Here is an 18684-nt window from a genome sequence, read left to right as displayed (position 1 = left end):
ATAAATAACCATGTCAAACAATCTCACCATTAGCATTTTGACTTCTGTTCCCTATTCCAACCTCAACCGCGACGATAACGGAACTCCCAAGCGCGTCACCGTTGGCGGTGCCCTGCGTGCCCTCCACTCATCCCAGTCCGTCAAACGTGGCATTCGTGTTGCCTACGAAAACTCTTCCCTGGACCGATCAGTACGCTCAGGTAGTCTGGCGGAAGAAATTGTTGCTAAGGCACTAGAAATCGACCCCCAAGCAGATCAAAAGGCTCTGGAGAAGGCAGTAAAACCTCTCGTGAGTAGCCTGACCAAAGGCGGGGGAAAAGAAGACAGCGGTGATGAAGGCGGATCAGCCCGTTCGTCCTGGCTCAGTGAAGAAGAAATTACCACCGCCGCAACCACTATTCTGGGTAAAACCGATGCTGACTTCATTAAAGAAGGTAAGACCGGTTCCCTCGCAATTGCTGCTTTTGGCCGCATGTTTGCCAACGCTCCCCAGAAGAATACAGAGGCAGCTTTAAGTGTTTCACCCGGGGTAACGACCCATGCAGCCACTATCGAAACCGACTACTTCTCAACGGTAGACGATGTGAAGGAACGAGAAGGTAAAACCGGCGCTACCTTCCTCGGTGTGGCCCAATACACCAACGGTATCTTCTACCGGACCATCAGCATCGATAGAGCCCAGCTCAAAGAGTCCTGGACTGGCTTCGGGCAGGAGAAGGCAGAGGGCAACCTGCGCGATCTTATTACCGCAATCATTTACGGTCTGCCTCGCGGTAAAGAAAATAGCACCGCCCCCTACATCCAGCCTGCCCTCGTCCTGGCCGAAGAACAACAGTACCGTACTGCCTACGATTTTGAGACCCCTGTTCGCAATGCTCAAGAAGGTGGTTACCTGGCTCCTAGCATTGAACACCTAGCAAAGCAGTACAAGCAGGCGCGCAACTTCGACCCCGATAACTTTGGACCCCTTGAGGCCCTGACCGGCACCTATGAAGGTCTCAACGGTAAGTTTGGCACCCTCGAAGCGAGCTCTCTCAAGGAATTTATCGATACCGTTGTCGAATGGATTCAGCAGTGAGTGACTCTATTTACATCCGACTGGCTGGCCCCCTGCAGTCCTGGGCAGGGGCAGCCGTTACCGGCAACATTGTGAGGACAGAGGAAGTGCCCTCCCCTCGTAGCCTACGGGGCCTTTTGGCGGGTGCCTTGGGGTATAGGCGAGATGAAGTCCCTGAATGGCTGGAAAGTGTCCATTTCACCGTGCGGCAGGACCGCCGTGCAACATTTGTTGATGATTTTCACACTATTAACCAGCGTACAGGTGAAGAGAAGTTCCGCCGCCGTTTGCTTCTCGCTCAGGGGATGAAGGCCGGTAGTGCAAAAAACCTCGTGTTTACCCCTGACGCTCAGGGAGGTACGTCCATTGTGAACCGCACTTACCTGGCCGATACTGAGTTTATTGTGAGGATTACTGCGGAAGGGCGTACGGAGGAAATTGACCGGGCCTTACGGAGCCCCAGGTTCTCAACTTACATGGGGCGTAAAGCCTTCCCGGCTGTCTTTCCCTTCTACTTGGGCGTAGGAAATTCTGAGCTGATCTACCAGCTCCCTGCGATTTCTTCCCATGGGGACCAGGGAAAAGCGCGGGTAACTATTCATGAGTTTGTGCAAAACCACCTCATGGCTCCTTCCGTTAAGGAGGTGCCTACGGTTCCTGACCGCCAGGCATGGCTCAAGGCTGTGGGACGGGATCTTAAACGTCGCAAAACGGTAACGGCCTGACCCTGCTTTGTGGAGACGGTGTGCATCAGTGCGGTGCACACCGTCTTTGTGTCAGCTGGATTGAATTACTATTCTGCTCCTATCAGTGAATGCAGGGGGCTGATACTAAGCGGCCTGTGGCGGGCGGTCTTACCCAAAAACCGGTATCTGGAACCTCACCTTGACGAGCTGGGAATTGGTGCAAAAGTAACTTTTATAACGATATGGTATACATCGTTACCAAATCGTTATAAAATTATTCGGGTCCAATCAGCTTCCGAGGGAAGCATGGGAGCTCTGCTTAAGAAAGGCGGGCCGCCCAGCATGTAGCAGCAACCCGGCTGCGAAGATCTCCAGAAGAGACGAAAGGTACAAGATTGCGTCGTTCACTCTCCGTAGGTGCGGTAGGTGTCATCATGTCAGGTGCTGTTTTTGCAGCAGCTAACGCAACCAACAATGAAGCCCCGCAGACCACCGTAGACAACGGTGCAGTAGTTACCACCCCCCAGCTCAAGGCATTCGACCTTGCCGGCGAGACCAAAATTGGGCAGTGGGGTGTTCCCGAATACGTTGTGGCTCCCGAAAAGCCGGTTGAATCCACTCCCGCACTTGAAGAAGCACCCGTTATTGACGAGCAGGCTCCTACAGAGGCAGCACCTCTTGCAGAGGCTCCCGCTCTTGAAGAAGCAGCCGTCACTGTGCAGTCAGAAACTGTAGAGGTTCTTGAGGACGCGCCCGCACCTGTAGAAGAAACACCTGTACCGACAGCAGAAGAGCCTGTCCCCGTTCAGTCGGCCGCACCTGTTGAGGTCGCAGCTCCCGTTCAGGAGTCCGCACCTGCCCCCACCCTTGCTGTGGCTACTAACCAGGCAAAACGTGATGCCGTTGTTGCGGCGGCTCTGGCAGCCGCATCTGTCAACGCGCAGACCGACTGCACCGCGCTGGCCACCAACTCCCTGAGGGCCGCTGGCATTAACTTCCACGGTTGGCCCATGGATTACATGTCACTGGGTACTGTGACCTCCAACCCCCAGCCCGGTGACCTGGTTATCTACGCCTCCAATGGTTTTGGCCAGCAACACATCGCTGTTTACATTGGTAACGGCCAGGCTGTTCACGGCGGCTGGAACGGTATGGGCACCAGCGTCTTCTCTGTGAACCTGCCCACCGCATCAGCACCCATTTTCGTGTCCCCCGCAGGTTACAACAGCTAATACTTACCGGCTACCGAGCCAATAAATAAGTCCTGATAAACCCCACCCTTCTAGGGTGGGGTTTATGCCTTGTGGGTGATGATGTGACTGCCTCCCCTAGAAGTGCGTAATAAAGGCGTAACAATAATTCTTTGACTTGTTGCCAGCGGGTATAGGCTCAATGGGCGTAAGATCAAGCTCCTCGAAAGGAAAACCAACCCATGAAGGCCCTCACCCGCCGTAGCGCTCTGTCACTGACCGGTGCATCTTTGGTGACGCTTGCCCTGTCTGCCTGCGGCTCATCCTCTCAGGCCAGCTCAACTGATGCAGGAGATAAACTCCAGGCCATCAAAGATTCCGGGACTCTCCGTGTTGGCCTAGAAGGTACCTACGCGCCCTGGAACTACCACAATGAATCCGGCCAGCTGGTCGGTATGGAAAAGGATCTTGCCGACCTCATCGCCGCCGATCTGGGTGTCAAAGCAGAATACATCGAAACCCAGTGGGACTCGCTGATCGCCGGTGTGGACTCCAACCGCTACGACCTTGTCATCAATAATGTCTCCCCCACGGAAGAACGCAAGCAGAAGTACGATTTTTCTATCCCCTACCTTGCTTCTGAGGGCAGGGTGGCTGTTCTGGAGAGTTCTTCCCTACAGAAGATTGAGGATCTCAAGGGCGCGACTGCCGCATCGAGTGAAACCTCCAACTTCCGCACCCTACTAGAGGCCGCAGGCGCAAAGATGACCATTGTGACCGGCTTCGACGAGGCCATTGAGCAGGTACTCACCGGCCGTGTAGATGCCGTAGGCAACGATGCCGTCACCTTCGCCTACTACAAGGAACAGCACCCCGATGCCCCCATTCGCCTGCTTGACGGGTTGCTGGGGGAGGCATCCCAGCCGGCTATCCTCATGCCCAAGGGCGCGCTCAGCCTCCAGAAAGCCATCAACGACTCCATCACCAAGAACCTGGAAAATGGCAACCTTAAGGCTATTTACCAGAAGTATGTAGGTCTTGATCTCAGTCCTTCGGCTAAAGCCTAACCGGCCCGCCCGGAGAAAGATCTCTAGGACATCATGGACCGCTACCTAGAACTGTGGGCAGAATCTCTGCCCTCCCTCTTGCTGGCTACCGTGCAGGTAACAGTACCTCTTACCCTGGTTGCCTTTGTGCTTGCGCTGGTGCTAGGTCTGCTGGCGACAGCCGCCCGCAACCTGAGCCGGTATAACCCCCTCAACTGGTTGGCTACCGCCTTTGTCTGGTTCTTCCGGGGTACACCACTTTTGGTGCAGTTGTTCCTGGTCTTCTACGGGCTACCCAGGCTGGGCATCACTCTTGATCCCTGGCCTGCTGCGGTTATTGCCTTGAGCCTGAATACCGGGGCCTATGTGGCTGAGACTTTCCGCTCGGCTTACGCTTCTATACCGCGTGGCCAGTTTGAGGCCGCCCGTACCCTGAATCTGACCCGCAAGCAGACCCTGCGCCACGTGGTGATACCTCAGGCTACCCGCATCGCCCTGCCGCCCCTGGGAAACGACCTGATTGATCTGGTTAAGGGAACCTCACTGGTGTCGGTCATTTCTATGGTTGACCTCTTTCAGTCCGGTAAGCAGGTCGCTGCCCGTACTTTTGAGCCCCTGGCTATGTACCTTGAAGTTGCCCTTATCTACCTGGTTATTTTTACCGTCCTGTCGGTTGCCCAGCAGGCCCTCGAAAAGCGCACCAGCCGCTACCTAAGGAGCTCTCATGCTTAGTGTGCAGAACCTGACCAAGAGCTTTGGTGAGCAAACTGTCTTGAACGGGGTTTCCCTAGAGCTCACCAGTGGTGAGACCACGGTGATTCTGGGCCCCTCCGGCTCCGGTAAATCAACACTTTTGCGTTGTTTCAACCTGCTAGAGGTACCGGAGGCTGGTGTACTGGATCTTGCGGGGGATTCGGTTGATTTTTCCAGCAAATTGACCGATGAGCAGGTGCGGAGTATCCGCAAACACTCGGCTATGGTCTTTCAGAGTTTCAACCTTTTCCCGCACCTGACCGCTGTTCAGAACGTGGCTATTGCCCCGGTCCTGAATGGGAAGGTAGGCAAGGGCGTTGCCCATCAGTATGCCCTGGAGCTCTTGGACAAGGTGGGGTTGGGAGATAAGGCTAGTTCTTACCCAGATAGTCTTTCCGGTGGTCAGCAGCAGCGGGTGGCTATTGCCCGCGCCCTGGCGGTGTCCCCGGACTACCTACTCTTTGACGAACCTACCAGTGCCCTTGACCCGGAGCTAGAAGCCGAGGTCATCCGGGTTCTGATTGATCTAGCGCGGGAGAAGCGCTCCCTGGTGGTGGTCACTCACAACATGGCTTTCGCCCGCCGGGTTGCGGACCGCATCATCTTTTTGGACGGAGGGAAGGTGCTCTATAACGGTGCGCCCGAGCCTTTCTTCCAATCCACCAATGAGCGTATCGCCCGCTTCTTGCAAATCTTTGAGATGACGGACTACCGCATCTAGCTATTTTCGTCACCTAGCGCCCTATTGGGTCTGACCCTGGCTGGTTATGCGAACCTGCACAGGCCGATATGGCTAGCCGCTGGGTGAGTACGCTTGGGTTAGGGTAGCTTGCTAATGCGTCAGCAGGGCCTTGAGTAGGGCCACTACTAGACCGAGGCTGGCGAAGAGGATTCCACCAAGTAAGGTCCGGAAGCTGGCTGCTTGCTGCTGGTAGCGCGCTACTACAAACCCCATGGAGGCCAGCCGTAAGAGTAGCACTGTGACCGCTAGGAACCAGGCTGTGGGGGGAGCGAGAAAACCCCAGGAACCTAGGGCAATAAAGAGAGCCGGTAGTAGTGTCGAGCTCATGATGGGCACTGCGTTGCGTAAGGCTTTTATGATGTCTTGACCTGTGAGTGCCTTGCCGTGCAAGAGGCGGTGCTCCTGGCTTTCTGCTAGAAAGTGAGCCAGGTAGGTGGTGAGCCCGGTTGCTAGCAGAACAGTGAGTGTGTGGCCCTGAGCAATCTGACCGGGTTTGGTGAGGATGAGTGCCCCTAGGGCTAGGATGTTGCCGTAAGTATAGGCCGAAACACGGTGGGCTACGTCTTGGGGTTTTAGTTTGCCCAGCTGGTCTATCTGTGATTTTTTCTGCATAGTTTAATACTAAGGTGATTTTCTGGCGGTACAGTTGGCTGCTGTTCCCCAGACCTAGCGAGCGGCCCATATCGGTGAGGGGGCAAAATGTTTGATCTAGTGCTGGGGCTTGTCCCTGCCAGGGGTGAGCTTGAGGAGCTTTACTCTTCGGTGGGCTGGTCCGCCTACACTGAAAAGCCTGAGAATCTGGTGGCCATGTGCAGAGGGTCGCACTATCTGGCCTGCGCGCGTGACTTTTCTGGTCGGTTGATTGGCTTGGTGAGAACGGTCGGGGACGGCGTGACGATTACCTACATCCAGGATCTATTGGTGCACCCGGACGCCCAGGGGCAGGGCGTGGGTAGCTCTCTTCTCGATGCCGCCCTGGAGGCCGTTGGTGGGGTGCGTCAGGTTTATATTTCTACAGATGCCCATGAGGGTAACAAGCATGTTATTGACCTCTACCTTTCCCGTGGTTTTAGGCCCGTGGGTGACTATAACTGCCTGACTCTGGCCTCCTTTAAGTAAAAACCGCTAGATTTCTTGGCTTTCATCAGGTGCTTGGCGCCTAAGAGTCGGGGTATTGAGCTGCATTTGCAGCCACAAAGGAGACCTGCGACACATAATGCATACAAAGCCGCCGGGGTGCTGTAGAGTCAGAGACGTGCCCACCGGTTGGTGTAGTAAGAATTTAGAATTTTGTTTTTAGTTTTGCGTTTCATCTCCTTGGGAAAAGAGAGGGCACACCTTAAGCGTTCGAGGTTTGGACGCATTTTCCAGAAGGAATAAAACACATGGCTACTGGCACTGTAAAATGGTTTAACGCTGAAAAAGGCTACGGATTCATCCAGCCCGACGACGGCTCAGCAGATCTTTTCGCTCACTTCTCAGCGATTAACTCAAACGGCTACCGCTCACTCGAAGAAGGCGACTCAGTTGCTTACGATCCTGAGCAGAGCGATCGCGGCATGCAGGCCGCGAACATCAACGTTCTCAGCTAAGCATTGCGCTAACTGATAAAGGGTTCGGCCCCCGTCCACTATGGACGGGGGCCAAACCTTTTGTGTGCCCTTGGGCTGGTAGAGCCAGCTAACTCGGGCCGTTTCTAGTCGCCCACAGGGCAGACAATAATCCCTTTACCCCTGTAGTACTTGCTGAGTCGGGGGAGTGTCTTAGTCTCGGGTGGTGATGGTGAAATTATTGCTTTGCAAGTCGGTAAAGTTGCCCACGCGTGCCAGTACCGTGCACCGTTCAGCTACCGAAAGTGCGGTGACTTTGAGGCCACTCTCGTCCACAGCGATATGACCGGAGCAGCCGTCTGAGAAGCGGAGCGGCTTATCGTGACCGGCTATTGCTTGGAGCATACCGGTGGGTTTGCCAGGGGTTTCTGACGAGTAGATGGGGTTGAGGAGGTCCTCTCCGCTTGGCCATACGGGGATAAGTTTTACAGGTATGACTGTCTGGCTTACCGTTCGCGCGGGAACTTTGACCTCTATATTTTGGAGTCGCTGGGCTATATAGGCTGTACTTTGGTAGTCGGCTGAGGTGACTGCTTCTTTGGTTTGGCTAGATACCGTGTCAAGCCAGCTTTCAAGTGCTTTTTGGTCAGCTAGCTGTGCCTGGATTTGTGCTTGAACCTCGTACTCCTGGTTGGGTTTGATGTCCATACCTTTGAGGGTCCAGCCGCACTCTATGGTCATATCAGTGATTGTTGGCTGGTTGCGTTGACCGTCGGTTCTATCCCAGGTGGCGTTGGGGCAGGCTGCGTCTTCAACTGTGGGTGGGAGAACTTCTAGGATTTCCCCGGACAGCGGTGCTTTCTGTGCCGAGTAGACTACTTTGAGGTTGATCGTGGAGGTGGAGGGTGTGTAGGTTGCTTCCCGGCGAACTGATAGCCCTGAGGGCAGTGGGCTTTCTTGCCTGCCGACTACGGTGAACGGTTCTTTGTTCTGGCTGCTTGACGACACTGCCCAGTAGATTCCCCACCCTGTTGCGATCAGGAGTATGGCACCGATGACAGCTAACCACAGCATTTTTGATTTTGCTTTTTTCTGCTCGTCTGTGTCATGGGCTTCGGTGGAGGTACTTTGGCGGGCAGGCTGTGCTGGTCGTAAGGCCTCGGGTCTGATGACCGTGGGGAGCGGTGCCTGACCTAGATTGGGGGCGTCGGTTTCGTCAGCTTCGGTCTTGAGTGCAGGGGCGGTGTCGTGTGCTAACCCTCGGATGACGGTTTTGGGGCGTTCTACTTCGGAGAATTTGTTGGGTTCAGAGGAGAGCGTGAGCGCAGGCAGATCTGCAAATCTGTCTGCTAAAGCGCGTAGTCGGCCCGCAGAGTCTAGGGCGTGGGGGCGCCGGTCGGGGTTTTTGCTGAGCAGGCTCATGAGTTCCTGCATGATGGGCTCAGGCAGGTCTAGAGGTGGGACTGTGGCGGATACATGCCGGTAGGCGACGGTAAAGTCGGTGCCTTCTCCTGCGAAGGGGGTGCGCCCTGCAAGGAGCTCGTAGAGCATGATGCCTGTCGAGTAGACATCGCCTGCGGGGCCGGTTACTCCGTTTTGAATAAGCTCTGGTGGTAGATAGTGGGGTGTGCCTGCAAGCGTGGTGGTGTGTGCTTTTCCTTCTTGGATCAGTGAGGCGATACCGAAGTCTGTGATGCGCAGGTTCTCGCTGCGCGGTGAGCTTTCCGGAAGGGCGAAAAGGATATTATCTGGCTTGATGTCGCGGTGGATGACGTTCTTGCCGTGTGCGAAGGCGAGTGTTTCAAGGACTGTTGCGGTGAGTTTTAGTGCTTGTGAGGGCGCTAAGGTGCCGGATTTCTGTATGACCTCCCGTAGGGATCCACCCGCACAGTAGTCCATGACTAGGGCCAGGGTTTCTCCTTCTACAACAAGATCGTGTACTGCAAGGATGTTTTTGTTGTTGAGGTTGAGGAGGACGGATCGTTCACGGACGAATCGTTCTACAATTGCGGTGTCTGCGGTGAGGTGATGGTGGAGGATTTTTGCGGCCAGCGGTTCAGACTTTTTGGCGTGGTCAAGCCGCCATACCTGCCCCGAGGCTCCTTTGCCTACCTGCTCTACCAGGGTGTACGAGGCACCGAGTGGTGCACCTGCGCTCATCTCTGCCATACCCTAGTCTTCCTCAGTTCAAGACATAATGCCTCCCTTAGTGTAATTGAAAACCCGATACAATGGGGCGTAGCTTTAAACAACACACACTCCCTCATGAAATGGGCTCTTCATGTCTTCTGAATCCAGAACACTATTGCGGCGGACGCCGGATCTAAAGTTTAAAAGGCTATCGGCCATGGTAGCTGTTGCTGCTCTTTTGTTTACCGGTTGCTCTAGCCAAAATACTGCTTCAGTGGATGCCTCAAACATCTTGCAGAATGTGAACGTGGAGCTTACTAACTCGGCTGAGGTGTCGAGTATTGGTTCGACTATCGTCTCTTTTGATGCTTTACGTGGTACCTCCGCTAGCGAAGAGGTCGACTATAGCGTGAGGGAAACGGTGAATGATTTACCCGTTCGTGTGACGACTCGTTACACTACAGCTGATAAGTCCGGTAGCGACTTAAGCGAGCTTGAGGGCTTCACCGGTCCTGTCAGCATTGATATTACGGTGGAGAACCTGACTGTTCAGTCTCAAGCACTGACCTACGATGTGGCCGGGGTGCAGAAGAAGAAGAGCGCTCTGATCGGTGCGCCTCTCTCTGTTGCAGCTTCTACCACGCTGACCGGTGTGAAGCCTCAGGCGGTCCTGTCTGAGGCGACTCTTGGCAGGGGTAAGACCAACGGCATCGTGAGCACTAATGATCAGGGGGACGCTGTCATTCAGTGGGGCAAGATTCTTGCTGGCCCCAAGGGCAGTGCCAGCACAACTTTTACTGTAAATCTTTCCACTGAGGACTTTAAGGTTCCCCGTTTCACTGTGGGTGTCCAGCCTGGGCTAACTAGTGATTTGACTGCTTCAGGGGCAGTGTCGTCGGCTTTTAGTGCTGAGCAGACTTCTGAGCTGGAGCTGATGCAGCAGACTGTTGAACTGATTGCTGAAACAAACCAGGCACTTGCAGATGCAGGTGCGACGATGTCCTCTGTCCGTAGCAACCTTAATTCGAGTGCTGAGGGGCTGAAGTCTTCGACGATTCAGGAACTTAAGCAGAGCTCTGACCGTTTGACCGGTCAGCTTGCTGATTTGCAGGAGAAGCTTGGCGGTCTCAAGGCTAACCTGGGTGAGAGTACCCAGAGTTCGCAAGGTGAGTTGGTGTCCCAAGTTCAGCAGACTCTTGAGGCGCTGGAGAGCTTCCTGGGACGTGAGGGCGAGGAAGTCCCTGCACCCGTGTTTGATGCTGGAACTTGCCAGGTTAATATTGTCCAGCCTGAGGGCGGTTCAACTGTTTATTCGAACATGGTTCAGCTGTCGAATGTACTCGGTGCTTACAGCGAAGCAAATATTGACTGCCGTGATCAGGTCTTGGAAACCGTGAATTCGATTCTGGGCCCCGAGAACCCGACCGCTGAAACCTGTAAGGATTCAGTATCTGCAGCCTGCGCTGTCTTTAACTCCCAGACAGTATTGACCGCCTTGATGCTTGAACACAGCTCACATGCCCAGGCGCTCATTGATGAGCTCAATCCTGGCCCCTTGAGTCAGGTCATGAGCGACTACACTAGCGCTACTCAGGCTCTTGAGGATCTGCAGAAGAAGGTGGATGCCCTAGCACCAGGGCAGGCTTCCCCGGAACCGAGCGACCCTGAGGATCCCCCTGTAGACCCGGCGCCCTCACCGTCTGAAAGTTCAGAGCCTGTTGATACGGCAAGTGTTCTAGCAACTCTGAATCTGATCGACGAGAAGATGAAGTCATCGAGTGAAGATCTTGAATCCTTGCGGGGCCTGCTTCAGAGTATCCATCAGACCGCCGCTGATGCCCTGGCTGAGCTTACCGATGACTCTGCCGGTAAGATGTCAATGGTTTCGCAAAACAAGGAGCTGGCTGATCAGCTCTGCCTGTTATCTGATGGCGGCACCGAACAGGCGGGCAAGCTGTCGCAGGAAGAAATTGACAGGCTTCGAGGCTACCTCACCGATCTTCCGTGCGGTGCTGAGAAGGCTACTCCCAGCCCGTCCGCTACTCCGAGTGGGCACTCCACCGAGAGCGCGGCTCCTGCTCCATCTACCTCGCCTAGCTTGGCTGTTGTCAGTCCAACGAGTCAGGCAGACGACGGTACACTCCCGATAGGTCAGTCTCCCAAATTCCCTGCGCCTTTTGACCAACGTTTGAAGAACCAGGCTGACCTGTGGGCCAGTGTTCTGAGCATTACCGATGTGGATGTTGAGACCTCTGGGGCTTCCCAGAAGCTGAGTGCCCTTACAGAGAATATTGAGGGGGTTCTCAGCGAAACAGCTAAGCTCCGTCAAGCTCTGGGTCAAGGGCAATCCCCTCAACCAAGCCCTGGTGACCCTACTCCCGGTGATCCTTCCCCTAGCCAATCGGCCACAGCCACCCCTGATCCCTCTGAGGGCTCTTCTGTGAAAGCGGTGAAGGAGGCGATGCCGGGGTTATCGGAAAGCTTCGGAAATCTTTCTGTTAGTCTCGATGAGCTTGCAGCTCAGCAAGATGCTATGGCTCAGGCTATTAAAAAGTTGGCTGAGACCGCTCCAGCTGAGAGCGCGGATGAAGTCAACGAGCTTCTTGGCCAGCAGACCCGGAGAATTTCTGAGCAAGGTTCACAGGGCAAGCAGAGCATTAGCGCTCTCTTTTCGCAGCAGGTGACTGAACTTACCCTCACATCAAACACTCTATCTACAGGCGCCGAAAATCTGGTTAAGGAACAGACGGAACAGCTTAAAGAAAGCGCTCAGAAGCAGGTGGAGCAGGCAGATGCTCGTACCCAGTCTGCTCTTGAACGTATTCAGGAAAGCCATGACCAGGCAACCCAGGATGTTGCTGGGGCATCAGCAGTTCTGACCAGCGAGCTTCAGAAAATTATGCTCGATGTTGGTGACACCACGATTGATGGGTCCGGTCTTCTGGGATCTTTGACCCTGAACGCTAGCAAGGCAGAGGGAGCTGACTACCAGCTTTCACTGGCTACTCAGAACGCCGAGAAGTACGCGACTCTCCGTGAAGAGGATATGGGTGAGATTCGTTTCAAGCAGGCACAGTACAAGGCCTCGCTTGCAAAGCTCAATGGAATGCCTGCTTTCCAGCTTGAGGCACCATCGGGCGCAACGGTTAAGACTATCTATACCTTCACTCTGGGCGGTGCCAAGTAGATGAAAAGCAAAATAGCTACTGTTGGCGCTCCGATTGCTGTTATCGCTCTGATCGTATCCCTAGTTTTGGTGGCGATTTTCCAAACGAAGGCTCAGGAGCAAGACCACGCTGTTGCTGTCACGGTGCCTGTTGAGCTTAAGGCGGGAGGTTCTGTTAGGGGAGGCTCTATCGGTTTGCTGGTAACCGTTGGTAACGAGAACGCTGAGGGGTCTGAATGGAACCAGGCAGCAGCCGGTGCGCAGGTCGCTCTTGAGCGTTTTAACCGTGCCGGCGCCGGTATCACGTTGGTTACTGAAGATGACCGTGGCACAGCAAGCGGTGCTCTTGCGGCAGTTCGCTCGCTGGCTGAGCAAAATGTTTCTGGAATCATTGTGGCTACTCGCGGTAAGCACCTCAAGGAGGCTATTGACCTGGCTCAGCAGCTCGATATTCCTCTCATTTTCCCCTACGATTCCCCCGATGCGGAGGGGACCTGGTCATTTCAGGTCGATGATCACAGCATGAAAAATCTGATGGCGGTTCACAATGCAGGTCAGCGCCTTATCCGCCTTGACCAGGAGAACTTTGGTGGCGTTGAGTATCCTGCTGACCAGGTTGTGAAGGTAACAGCAGGTACTGATACTGAGCAGCTTGCGCGGGATCTCTCGCAGCAGGTCAAGGACAGCAAGGTCCCGGTTGCTATCGCCATCAATGCTGACCCCTACCTTCAGGCTAGGGTTGTGCGTTCCTTGCAGGATCTTGGTGTTGATGCGGAACTTATCCTCGCTCCGGGTGCAACTAGCCCTGCTTTTGGGGCAAGCTATCTCTCTGGGGAGGTCAAGCGCTCTACTATCAATGCTGTCAGCATCGGCTACGACAGTGGTGATGCGGTTGCCTTGAAGTCAGATGGTGAGGGCCGCTCTATGTCTGCCTACCTCCAGATGGTGAAGATTATGAGCGATTCTTCTGACGCTACAAGCCCCCTAGGCGATCAGCCTTTTAGCGAGGTTGCGGGGGCTGCCGATTCCCGTAGCCACGATTCGCTGGTAGCTTTTGTGCGTGCCATGGAAGGTTCCCCTTCTCATAAGGCTAAGGACGTTAAAGAAACGCTTGAGGGGCTCAAGCTATCACCGGCAGATGGAGTCACCAGCGGGAGCCTTGATTTTTCGTCCCAACATGCTGTTCAGGCCAAGCCGGTTTTGCTTGCCTCGTCAATAGGTAATCTCTATATGAGAGGTTCTTTGCCTAGCGCCAGGGCGGGTGTCCAATGGTTCCCGAAAGCTTAGAGACCTGATACTGGGCCTAGCCCCCTTGCGTTTACCCTCTTTCTCAGCGCAAGTTGAGATGTTATCCTCCCCCAACCGTTAGGAAACCCGAATAAATGCGTATCACGATTGCGATTGATTCACTGAACCTGCCGGTGGAGCTTGATAGCTGGAGGGCGACAACTACCCTTGCCGAGTTAGTTGCCACGGTTGGTGGGCCACGCTTGGATGATGATGAGAGCATTTATGTAGATACTCACCAGGTGCGTGCGGGTGAACACCTTGACCAGGTCATACTGATGGAGGGTTCGCGGGTAAGTCGCGCCCCTCTTGAGAGTGCCTGCACTTACTCTAGCTGGGTTGTCAGCCTGAGCGGGGGTTTGCAGACCGGTCCCCTGAAGCCTGTGACGCAGAAGAGGCCTATGGTATTTGGGCGTTCCGAACAGGCTGATCTGACCCTTCCTACCGAGAGCGCTTCTTGGGAGCATTTCACCGCGCAGGTCACCGATGAAGGTGTTGTGATTAGTGATAGTGGTTCTACGAACGGCACTTTTGTGAACGGTAAAAAGGTGGAGCCTGATGAGCCTGTTACGCTGAGTGAGCCGGGTGAGGTTCAAGCCGGCGGAGCCTGCCTCTTCTTTCAGCCGAGTCTGCGGGAGCCTCAATCTCCTGCTCCGGGGAGCCTGCCTAATCTCACGCCGTCGCATACGGCCCCGTTCAACCGCCCTCCGCGACCTGCGCTCCCTCCTACCCCCAAATCGGTGACCCCGCCGCAACGTAAAAGCGTCAATGAGAACTCTCGCTTTAACCTGGCGGTTGTCCTTGCCCCTCTGATTATGGCTGGGGCCATGGTCATTATGATGGGCAACCCCCGCTATGCGGTCTTCGCACTGCTTAGCCCCTTGGTCATGATTGGTACCTGGTTTGAGGGTAAACACCGGTACAAGAAGGATCTGAAAGCTGAGGATGAGCGGTATTCGCAGGCTCTTGAAGAGTTTGAGGAAGCACTTGAAGGCGCTGCGACTGTAGAGCGTGCTCGCAGAGAAGAGCTGGTTCCTCATAACGCTCTTGTCCTTCACCGTAGTGCTCTGCCTACCACTCAGGTCTGGCAGCGGCGTGCTGATGCTGAGGATTTTCTGCTGACTCGTGTGGGGAGCGGTAATCGCCCGTGGAAGCCTGCTCTTGATTCACGTTCTAGCTCCACTTTGGATGAGGACGTAGAGAAAATTTACGAAAGTTTTGAGCTCAAGGGTACCCCCCTCATGGCTAACCTTAACGCTGGCGGTGTTGTTGGTATTGTCGGTCAGCGGGAGGGCAGTCTGGCGCTTGCGCGGAGCCTGGTGGTGCAGCTGGCAACCCATGTTGGCCCCGCTGATCTGACCTTAGGTGTTTTTTGTGATCAGGGGAAGGAACACGATTGGGGCTGGGCTTCTTGGTTACCTCATACCCGCCAGGCGGGGAGTTCGAATGGTGGTCGTTGGATGACGTCAGGCCGTCAGAGTAGCACCGAGATGCTCCGTAACCTGGCTCAGAATATTGATCGCTTTATTACTCCCGCACTTGTTCTGGTGCTTGACTCAGAGGTCTTGACTGAGGGGCGGGACGCTCCTGCCCGTGACCTACTGGGGTACGGGCGTGAGAAGAAGGTAAGGAAGCTGGGAGCCGGTGCAGACTCGACGGAGCATACGGTCTCCGGTATTGTGATTGCCCATTCTGAAGAGCAGCTCCCTGCCGCCTGTACTAGCATTATCCGCGTCAAAGACGATGCTGCTGCGGATATTTTTGAGCCCGAGAACCGTACCCTCATTGAAGACATTGTTCTTGCCGGTATGGAGATTGAGACCGCTGAAAGAGCGGCCATGCGTCTCGCTCATTTTGATGACCCCGAGCTCGTAATTCCTGGTGCTGCTCTGCCCCGGCTTGTCCGGGCACCTGAACTTTTCGATCTTGCCCCGGCTACCTCTGAGAAGATCAAAGAGCTGTGGCGCGAGAAAACAGGTGTCTCTGCCCCTATCGGTATCGGTGATGACGGCAAGGTCTTCCTCGATATCGTGCGCGATGGCCCCCACGGCCTGGTGGGTGGTACGACTGGTTCGGGTAAGAGTGAGTTCCTCAGGACTTTCGTTGCTGGTCTTGCGGCCCGAAACTCACCTGAGGATCTGAACTTTATTCTGATTGACTTTAAGGGTGGCGCGGCTTTTAAGGCCTGTGAGCGCCTGCCCCACACTATCGGTACTATTAGTAACCTTGATGAGCAGCTTGCAGACCGTGCTCTGCGTGCTCTCGATGCGGAGATGCACCGCAGGCAGGTCCTTTTTGCCCAGGCGGGTGAGGGCGTGGATAACATCAAGGAGTACATGGCCACTAACCCGGCTGAACCTATGCCACGTATCTTGCTGGTCATTGACGAGTTCGCCATGCTGGCTAAGGACTTTCCCGACGTTTTGCAGTCGCTGGTTAACGTAGCGGCGGTGGGCCGTACCCTGGGTGTTCACATGATTTTGGCGACCCAGCGCCCGGCCGGTGTAGTGAACGATGACATTTTGGCTAACACCAACCTGCGTGTGGCTTTGCGCGTGCAGTCTAAGGAAGACTCGTCCAACGTTATTGGTGTGCCCGATGCTTCCGCTATTGAACGAACCCAGATGGGCCGGGCTTATGTGAAGCTGGGCCAGGAAGACATCTCTGCTGTGCAGACCGCACTGGTGACGGGGCAGACCCCGGTTGAGGGCGCTACCCAGCTCGAATTACGCGAGTCCAGCATTTTTGGTGTTCCGCTCAAGCCGCTGGTGGAGAAACCCAAGGTGGTTTCTGATGATAACGACCTTGACCTGCTCATTGATGCGGTCTGTGAGGCTCACAAGGAGTTGGGTATTGTTGAGCCCCGGCAGGTGTGGCCGGAGGCCCTGGGGGAGAGGGTTGCCTTGGAGGGCTTCTCTGAGCCTATTACCACAGGGTTGGGTAAGCTCCAGGAGCCTGTTGGCTCTTTTGAGGGTAAACAGCTTAATTTTGCTTTGGCGGACCAGCCGCACCTGCAACGGCAGATACCGGTGGGTTGGGACCTGACCAAGGGGAACCTGCTTCTGGTGGGTATTCCCGGTAGCGGTACTAGTACGACACTGGCATCCGTCGCTCTGACAGCTACCCGTCACCGTGCCCCTGAGAACCTGGACCTAATGGTTCTTGATTTGGGCGCGGGGTCCCTCAAAGAGCTGTCCAAGCTACCCCATACCGTGGCCTATGTGGGGCAGGGTGGCCGAGCTAAGGAGCAGCGTGCCCGGTTCTTGAGGTTTATGCAGTCTGAGCTGGAGCGGCGTCGAGCAAGCCTTGAGCACGAGAAGCCGCTGGTGATTCTGGTGGACGGCCTGGCCAGCCTGAGAGATGAGTTTGATGATTTTGACGGGCAGGCTCTCTTAAACATGCTCTATAGGGCTTACGCCGAAGGCCCCTCTGTGGGCATGCACTTTGCTGTTGCTACTCCGCGTTCTAAGGCGATACCTGCAGCTATGGATGAGGTCACCACTCAGAAGTGGCTTTTCCGCTTGGCGGATACCTACGACTACTCCATTCAGGGGGTTAAGGGTAAGGATCTGCCTGCAGCTTTCCCTGGGCGCTGCGTCAGCGTTGCCTCACTTTTGCAAACCCATGTTGCCACTCCGGATGTTCCGCTGGGGGAGGCTGTCGAACGCCTACAAGAGCAGTGGGCTGGCTACCAGCCCAAGGCTGAGGTGATTGGTCAGTTGCCAGAACATGTCTCAGTGAGTGAGCTGGGTGAGTCTGCCCAGTTCACGGTGGAACCTTGGCGTATCCCTGTTGGGCTCAGCGAGCAGACCCTTAAACCTGCCTTTGTGGAGGTCTACGAGGGTGAGCATGTGCTGGTTGCTGGCCCGTCACGTTCGGGCAAGTCCTCCTTGCTGCTGGCTCTGCGCGACCTCATCAAGGGGGCAGAGGCTGAGCAGGGGCACGAGCCGCCAGCGGTGTGGGCAATTTGTTCTCGTCGTTCACCTTTGGCCTCCCAGGAGTTTGACCAGCTTGCGGTGGGCGAGGACGAGATCCCCGCCCTGGTTGCCCAGCTTCGTCTTGCTACCGGTCCGGTTGTGCTTTTTGTAGATGATGCCGACGGGTTCGCGGATAACGATAAATCGTTGGCAGGCCTGGTCGAGAAGACCCCTGCCGGTTTGTGTATTGTCGCGGCAGGTCGTGCTGATGAGATACGTAACCTTTATGGTCACTGGACCAAGCCCTTGCGGAAGGCTAAGTGCGGTGTGCTCTTACAGCCTAACGTTGATTTTGACGGTGATCTCTTGGGTGCTCGCCTCCCTCGGAAGTCTCCTGTTGAGCTGACTGTTGGGCGAGGTTATACGGTGTCTAATGGCAACGTACAACTGGTGCAGGCCCTCACTCCCTAGGTGGTGAGTTGTCTGTTAGAGTGCGTAAACAAAGATAATATTTGAACTTTTTATTCTCTACACTCCTGATTGCTTGTTCCTATTTAACCTAGTCATCCGTGTTTCCTCTGCTTCTGAGCTTTTGGTTCGGGGTAAGTTTTTATCCACAGGGTTCTCTGGTTTCTACATTTTTTAGTAGTCTCTAGGAGGGGGCTAACAGTTTACCCATGTGGGCATGGCTTTAGTTCCCGGAAACTATACCCTCACGAAAGGTGCCTCTCATGGCTCGCGTACTCTCTTCGGACGAAGCTAAGTCAGCTATTAAGCAGATTCAGACAATCATTAACAACGGCCTGTCTGAGCAGATTTCTGCTCTTAACACTCAGGGTTCTATCCTGAAGGATCCCAACAACTGGGATGGCCCCCTCGCTGAGCAGTTCCGTAATTCCACTTGGCCTGACACCAGCCAGGCATTGGAACAGGCTAAGACCCAGCTGGGCGAACTGCAGCAGCAGCTTCAGACCATTGCAGATAACATCTTTACTGCTGGTGGCGCTTCCTAGTATCCGCCCAAGGTTTTCTCTCACCGGGAGCTAAGAGACGGCGTGTCTCTTAGCTCCCTCCAACATTTACTTTGTTTGACGACTGGGTGCGTTGCGCGCTGATGATTAGTCAATATTGCTTTTACCTGTAAGGATTGTGCCCGTGGG

General features: G+C 54.9%; 14 protein-coding genes. 12 read left to right on the top strand and 2 right to left on the bottom strand.

All coding sequences use genetic code 11. The features are described from left to right. Nucleotides 1–10 precede the first annotated feature (10 nt). From cas7e to ACN085_RS07590, 6 genes are all read left to right on the top strand, one after another. The gene (gene cas7e, locus ACN085_RS07615) at nt 11–1078 is read left to right on the top strand and encodes a type I-E CRISPR-associated protein Cas7/Cse4/CasC (protein ID WP_419111118.1); all 1068 of its coding nucleotides are present in this window, start codon (nt 11–13) and stop codon (nt 1076–1078) included. Continuing rightward, a complete protein-coding gene (cas5e, locus tag ACN085_RS07610; RefSeq protein WP_419111117.1) occupies nt 1075–1782 on the top strand; it encodes a type I-E CRISPR-associated protein Cas5/CasD in 708 nt (235 codons plus the stop codon). Before cas7e ends, cas5e begins: the two co-directional genes overlap by 4 nt. Nucleotides 1783–2138: 356 nt before the next feature. Continuing rightward, on the top strand, nt 2139–2975 hold the full coding sequence (locus ACN085_RS07605) for an NlpC/P60 family protein (protein WP_419111116.1): 837 nt from the start codon (nt 2139–2141) through the stop codon (nt 2973–2975). 200 nt (nt 2976–3175) lie between these two features. Continuing rightward, nucleotides 3176–4000 carry a transporter substrate-binding domain-containing protein gene (locus tag ACN085_RS07600; protein ID WP_419111115.1) on the top strand — a complete coding sequence of 275 codons (825 nt, stop codon included), beginning with the start codon at nt 3176–3178 and terminating at the stop codon, nt 3998–4000. Between the two features lie 33 nt (nt 4001–4033). After that, nucleotides 4034–4711 carry an amino acid ABC transporter permease gene (locus tag ACN085_RS07595; RefSeq protein WP_419111114.1) on the top strand — a complete coding sequence of 226 codons (678 nt, stop codon included), beginning with the start codon at nt 4034–4036 and terminating at the stop codon, nt 4709–4711. After that, nucleotides 4704–5453 (top strand): amino acid ABC transporter ATP-binding protein, encoded by a 750-nt coding sequence (locus tag ACN085_RS07590; RefSeq protein WP_419111113.1) that lies wholly within the window; start codon nt 4704–4706, stop codon nt 5451–5453. The genes ACN085_RS07595 and ACN085_RS07590 overlap by 8 nt, the downstream gene beginning before the upstream one ends. 111 nt (nt 5454–5564) lie before the next feature. On the opposite strand, the gene ACN085_RS07585 is transcribed toward ACN085_RS07590, so the two are convergent. Then, nucleotides 5565–6086, bottom strand: a complete 522-nt coding sequence (locus ACN085_RS07585) for a hypothetical protein (protein ID WP_419100256.1) — start codon at nt 6084–6086, stop codon at nt 5565–5567. 87 nt (nt 6087–6173) lie between these two features. Here ACN085_RS07585 and ACN085_RS07580 point away from each other — a divergent pair, with 87 nt between their 5' ends. Further along, nucleotides 6174–6593, top strand: a complete 420-nt coding sequence (locus tag ACN085_RS07580) for a GNAT family N-acetyltransferase (RefSeq protein WP_419111112.1) — start codon at nt 6174–6176, stop codon at nt 6591–6593. Between the two features lie 266 nt (nt 6594–6859). Then, on the top strand, nt 6860–7066 hold the full coding sequence (locus tag ACN085_RS07575) for a cold-shock protein (protein ID WP_419100254.1): 207 nt from the start codon (nt 6860–6862) through the stop codon (nt 7064–7066). A 171-nt stretch (nt 7067–7237) separates the two neighbouring features. Here ACN085_RS07575 and ACN085_RS07570 read toward each other — a convergent pair whose 3' ends face one another. Next, nucleotides 7238–9193 carry a serine/threonine-protein kinase gene (locus ACN085_RS07570; protein ID WP_419111111.1) on the bottom strand — a complete coding sequence of 652 codons (1956 nt, stop codon included), beginning with the start codon at nt 9191–9193 and terminating at the stop codon, nt 7238–7240. Nucleotides 9194–9371: 178 nt separating this feature from the next. Between ACN085_RS07570 and ACN085_RS07565 the strand changes: the two genes are divergently transcribed. The 4 genes from ACN085_RS07565 (at nt 9372) to ACN085_RS07550 (ending at nt 18537) form a co-directional block, all read left to right on the top strand. Beyond that, complete coding sequence (locus ACN085_RS07565; protein WP_419111109.1) at nt 9372–12341, top strand: hypothetical protein; 2970 nt, start codon at nt 9372–9374, stop codon at nt 12339–12341. Next, nucleotides 12342–13607 (top strand): ABC transporter substrate-binding protein, encoded by a 1266-nt coding sequence (locus tag ACN085_RS07560; protein WP_419111108.1) that lies wholly within the window; start codon nt 12342–12344, stop codon nt 13605–13607. Nucleotides 13608–13702: 95 nt separating this feature from the next. After that, nucleotides 13703–17995 carry an FtsK/SpoIIIE domain-containing protein gene (locus ACN085_RS07555; RefSeq protein WP_419111107.1) on the top strand — a complete coding sequence of 1431 codons (4293 nt, stop codon included), beginning with the start codon at nt 13703–13705 and terminating at the stop codon, nt 17993–17995. Between the two features lie 260 nt (nt 17996–18255). Next, nucleotides 18256–18537: a pyrophosphorylase gene (locus ACN085_RS07550; protein WP_419111106.1), complete on the top strand. Its 282-nt coding sequence runs from the start codon at nt 18256–18258 to the stop codon at nt 18535–18537. The last annotated feature ends 147 nt before the right edge of the window (nt 18538–18684 follow it).

Origin of the sequence: Rothia sp. P4278 (assembly GCF_048512945.1) — a bacterium.
Classification (GTDB): domain Bacteria; phylum Actinomycetota; class Actinomycetes; order Actinomycetales; family Micrococcaceae; genus Rothia.
This window is presented reverse-complemented; position numbering and strand designations above follow the sequence as displayed.

Bases quoted from the DNA above. Each gene is read 5' to 3' on its own strand.
- cas7e (WP_419111118.1), top strand. From the start codon at position 11: ATGTCAAACAATCTCACCATTAGCATTTTGACTTCTGTTCCCTATTCC.
- ACN085_RS07600 (WP_419111115.1), top strand. From the start codon at position 3,176: ATGAAGGCCCTCACCCGCCGTAGCGCTCTGTCACTGACCGGTGCATCT.
- ACN085_RS07595 (WP_419111114.1), top strand. From the start codon at position 4,034: ATGGACCGCTACCTAGAACTGTGGGCAGAATCTCTGCCCTCCCTCTTG.
- ACN085_RS07590 (WP_419111113.1), top strand. From the start codon at position 4,704: ATGCTTAGTGTGCAGAACCTGACCAAGAGCTTTGGTGAGCAAACTGTC.
- ACN085_RS07585 (WP_419100256.1), bottom strand. From the start codon at position 6,086: ATGCAGAAAAAATCACAGATAGACCAGCTGGGCAAACTAAAACCCCAA.
- ACN085_RS07580 (WP_419111112.1), top strand. From the start codon at position 6,174: ATGTTTGATCTAGTGCTGGGGCTTGTCCCTGCCAGGGGTGAGCTTGAG.
- ACN085_RS07575 (WP_419100254.1), top strand. From the start codon at position 6,860: ATGGCTACTGGCACTGTAAAATGGTTTAACGCTGAAAAAGGCTACGGA.
- ACN085_RS07570 (WP_419111111.1), bottom strand. From the start codon at position 9,193: ATGGCAGAGATGAGCGCAGGTGCACCACTCGGTGCCTCGTACACCCTG.
- ACN085_RS07565 (WP_419111109.1), top strand. From the start codon at position 9,372: ATGGTAGCTGTTGCTGCTCTTTTGTTTACCGGTTGCTCTAGCCAAAAT.
- ACN085_RS07560 (WP_419111108.1), top strand. From the start codon at position 12,342: ATGAAAAGCAAAATAGCTACTGTTGGCGCTCCGATTGCTGTTATCGCT.
- ACN085_RS07555 (WP_419111107.1), top strand. From the start codon at position 13,703: ATGCGTATCACGATTGCGATTGATTCACTGAACCTGCCGGTGGAGCTT.
- ACN085_RS07550 (WP_419111106.1), top strand. From the start codon at position 18,256: ATGGCTCGCGTACTCTCTTCGGACGAAGCTAAGTCAGCTATTAAGCAG.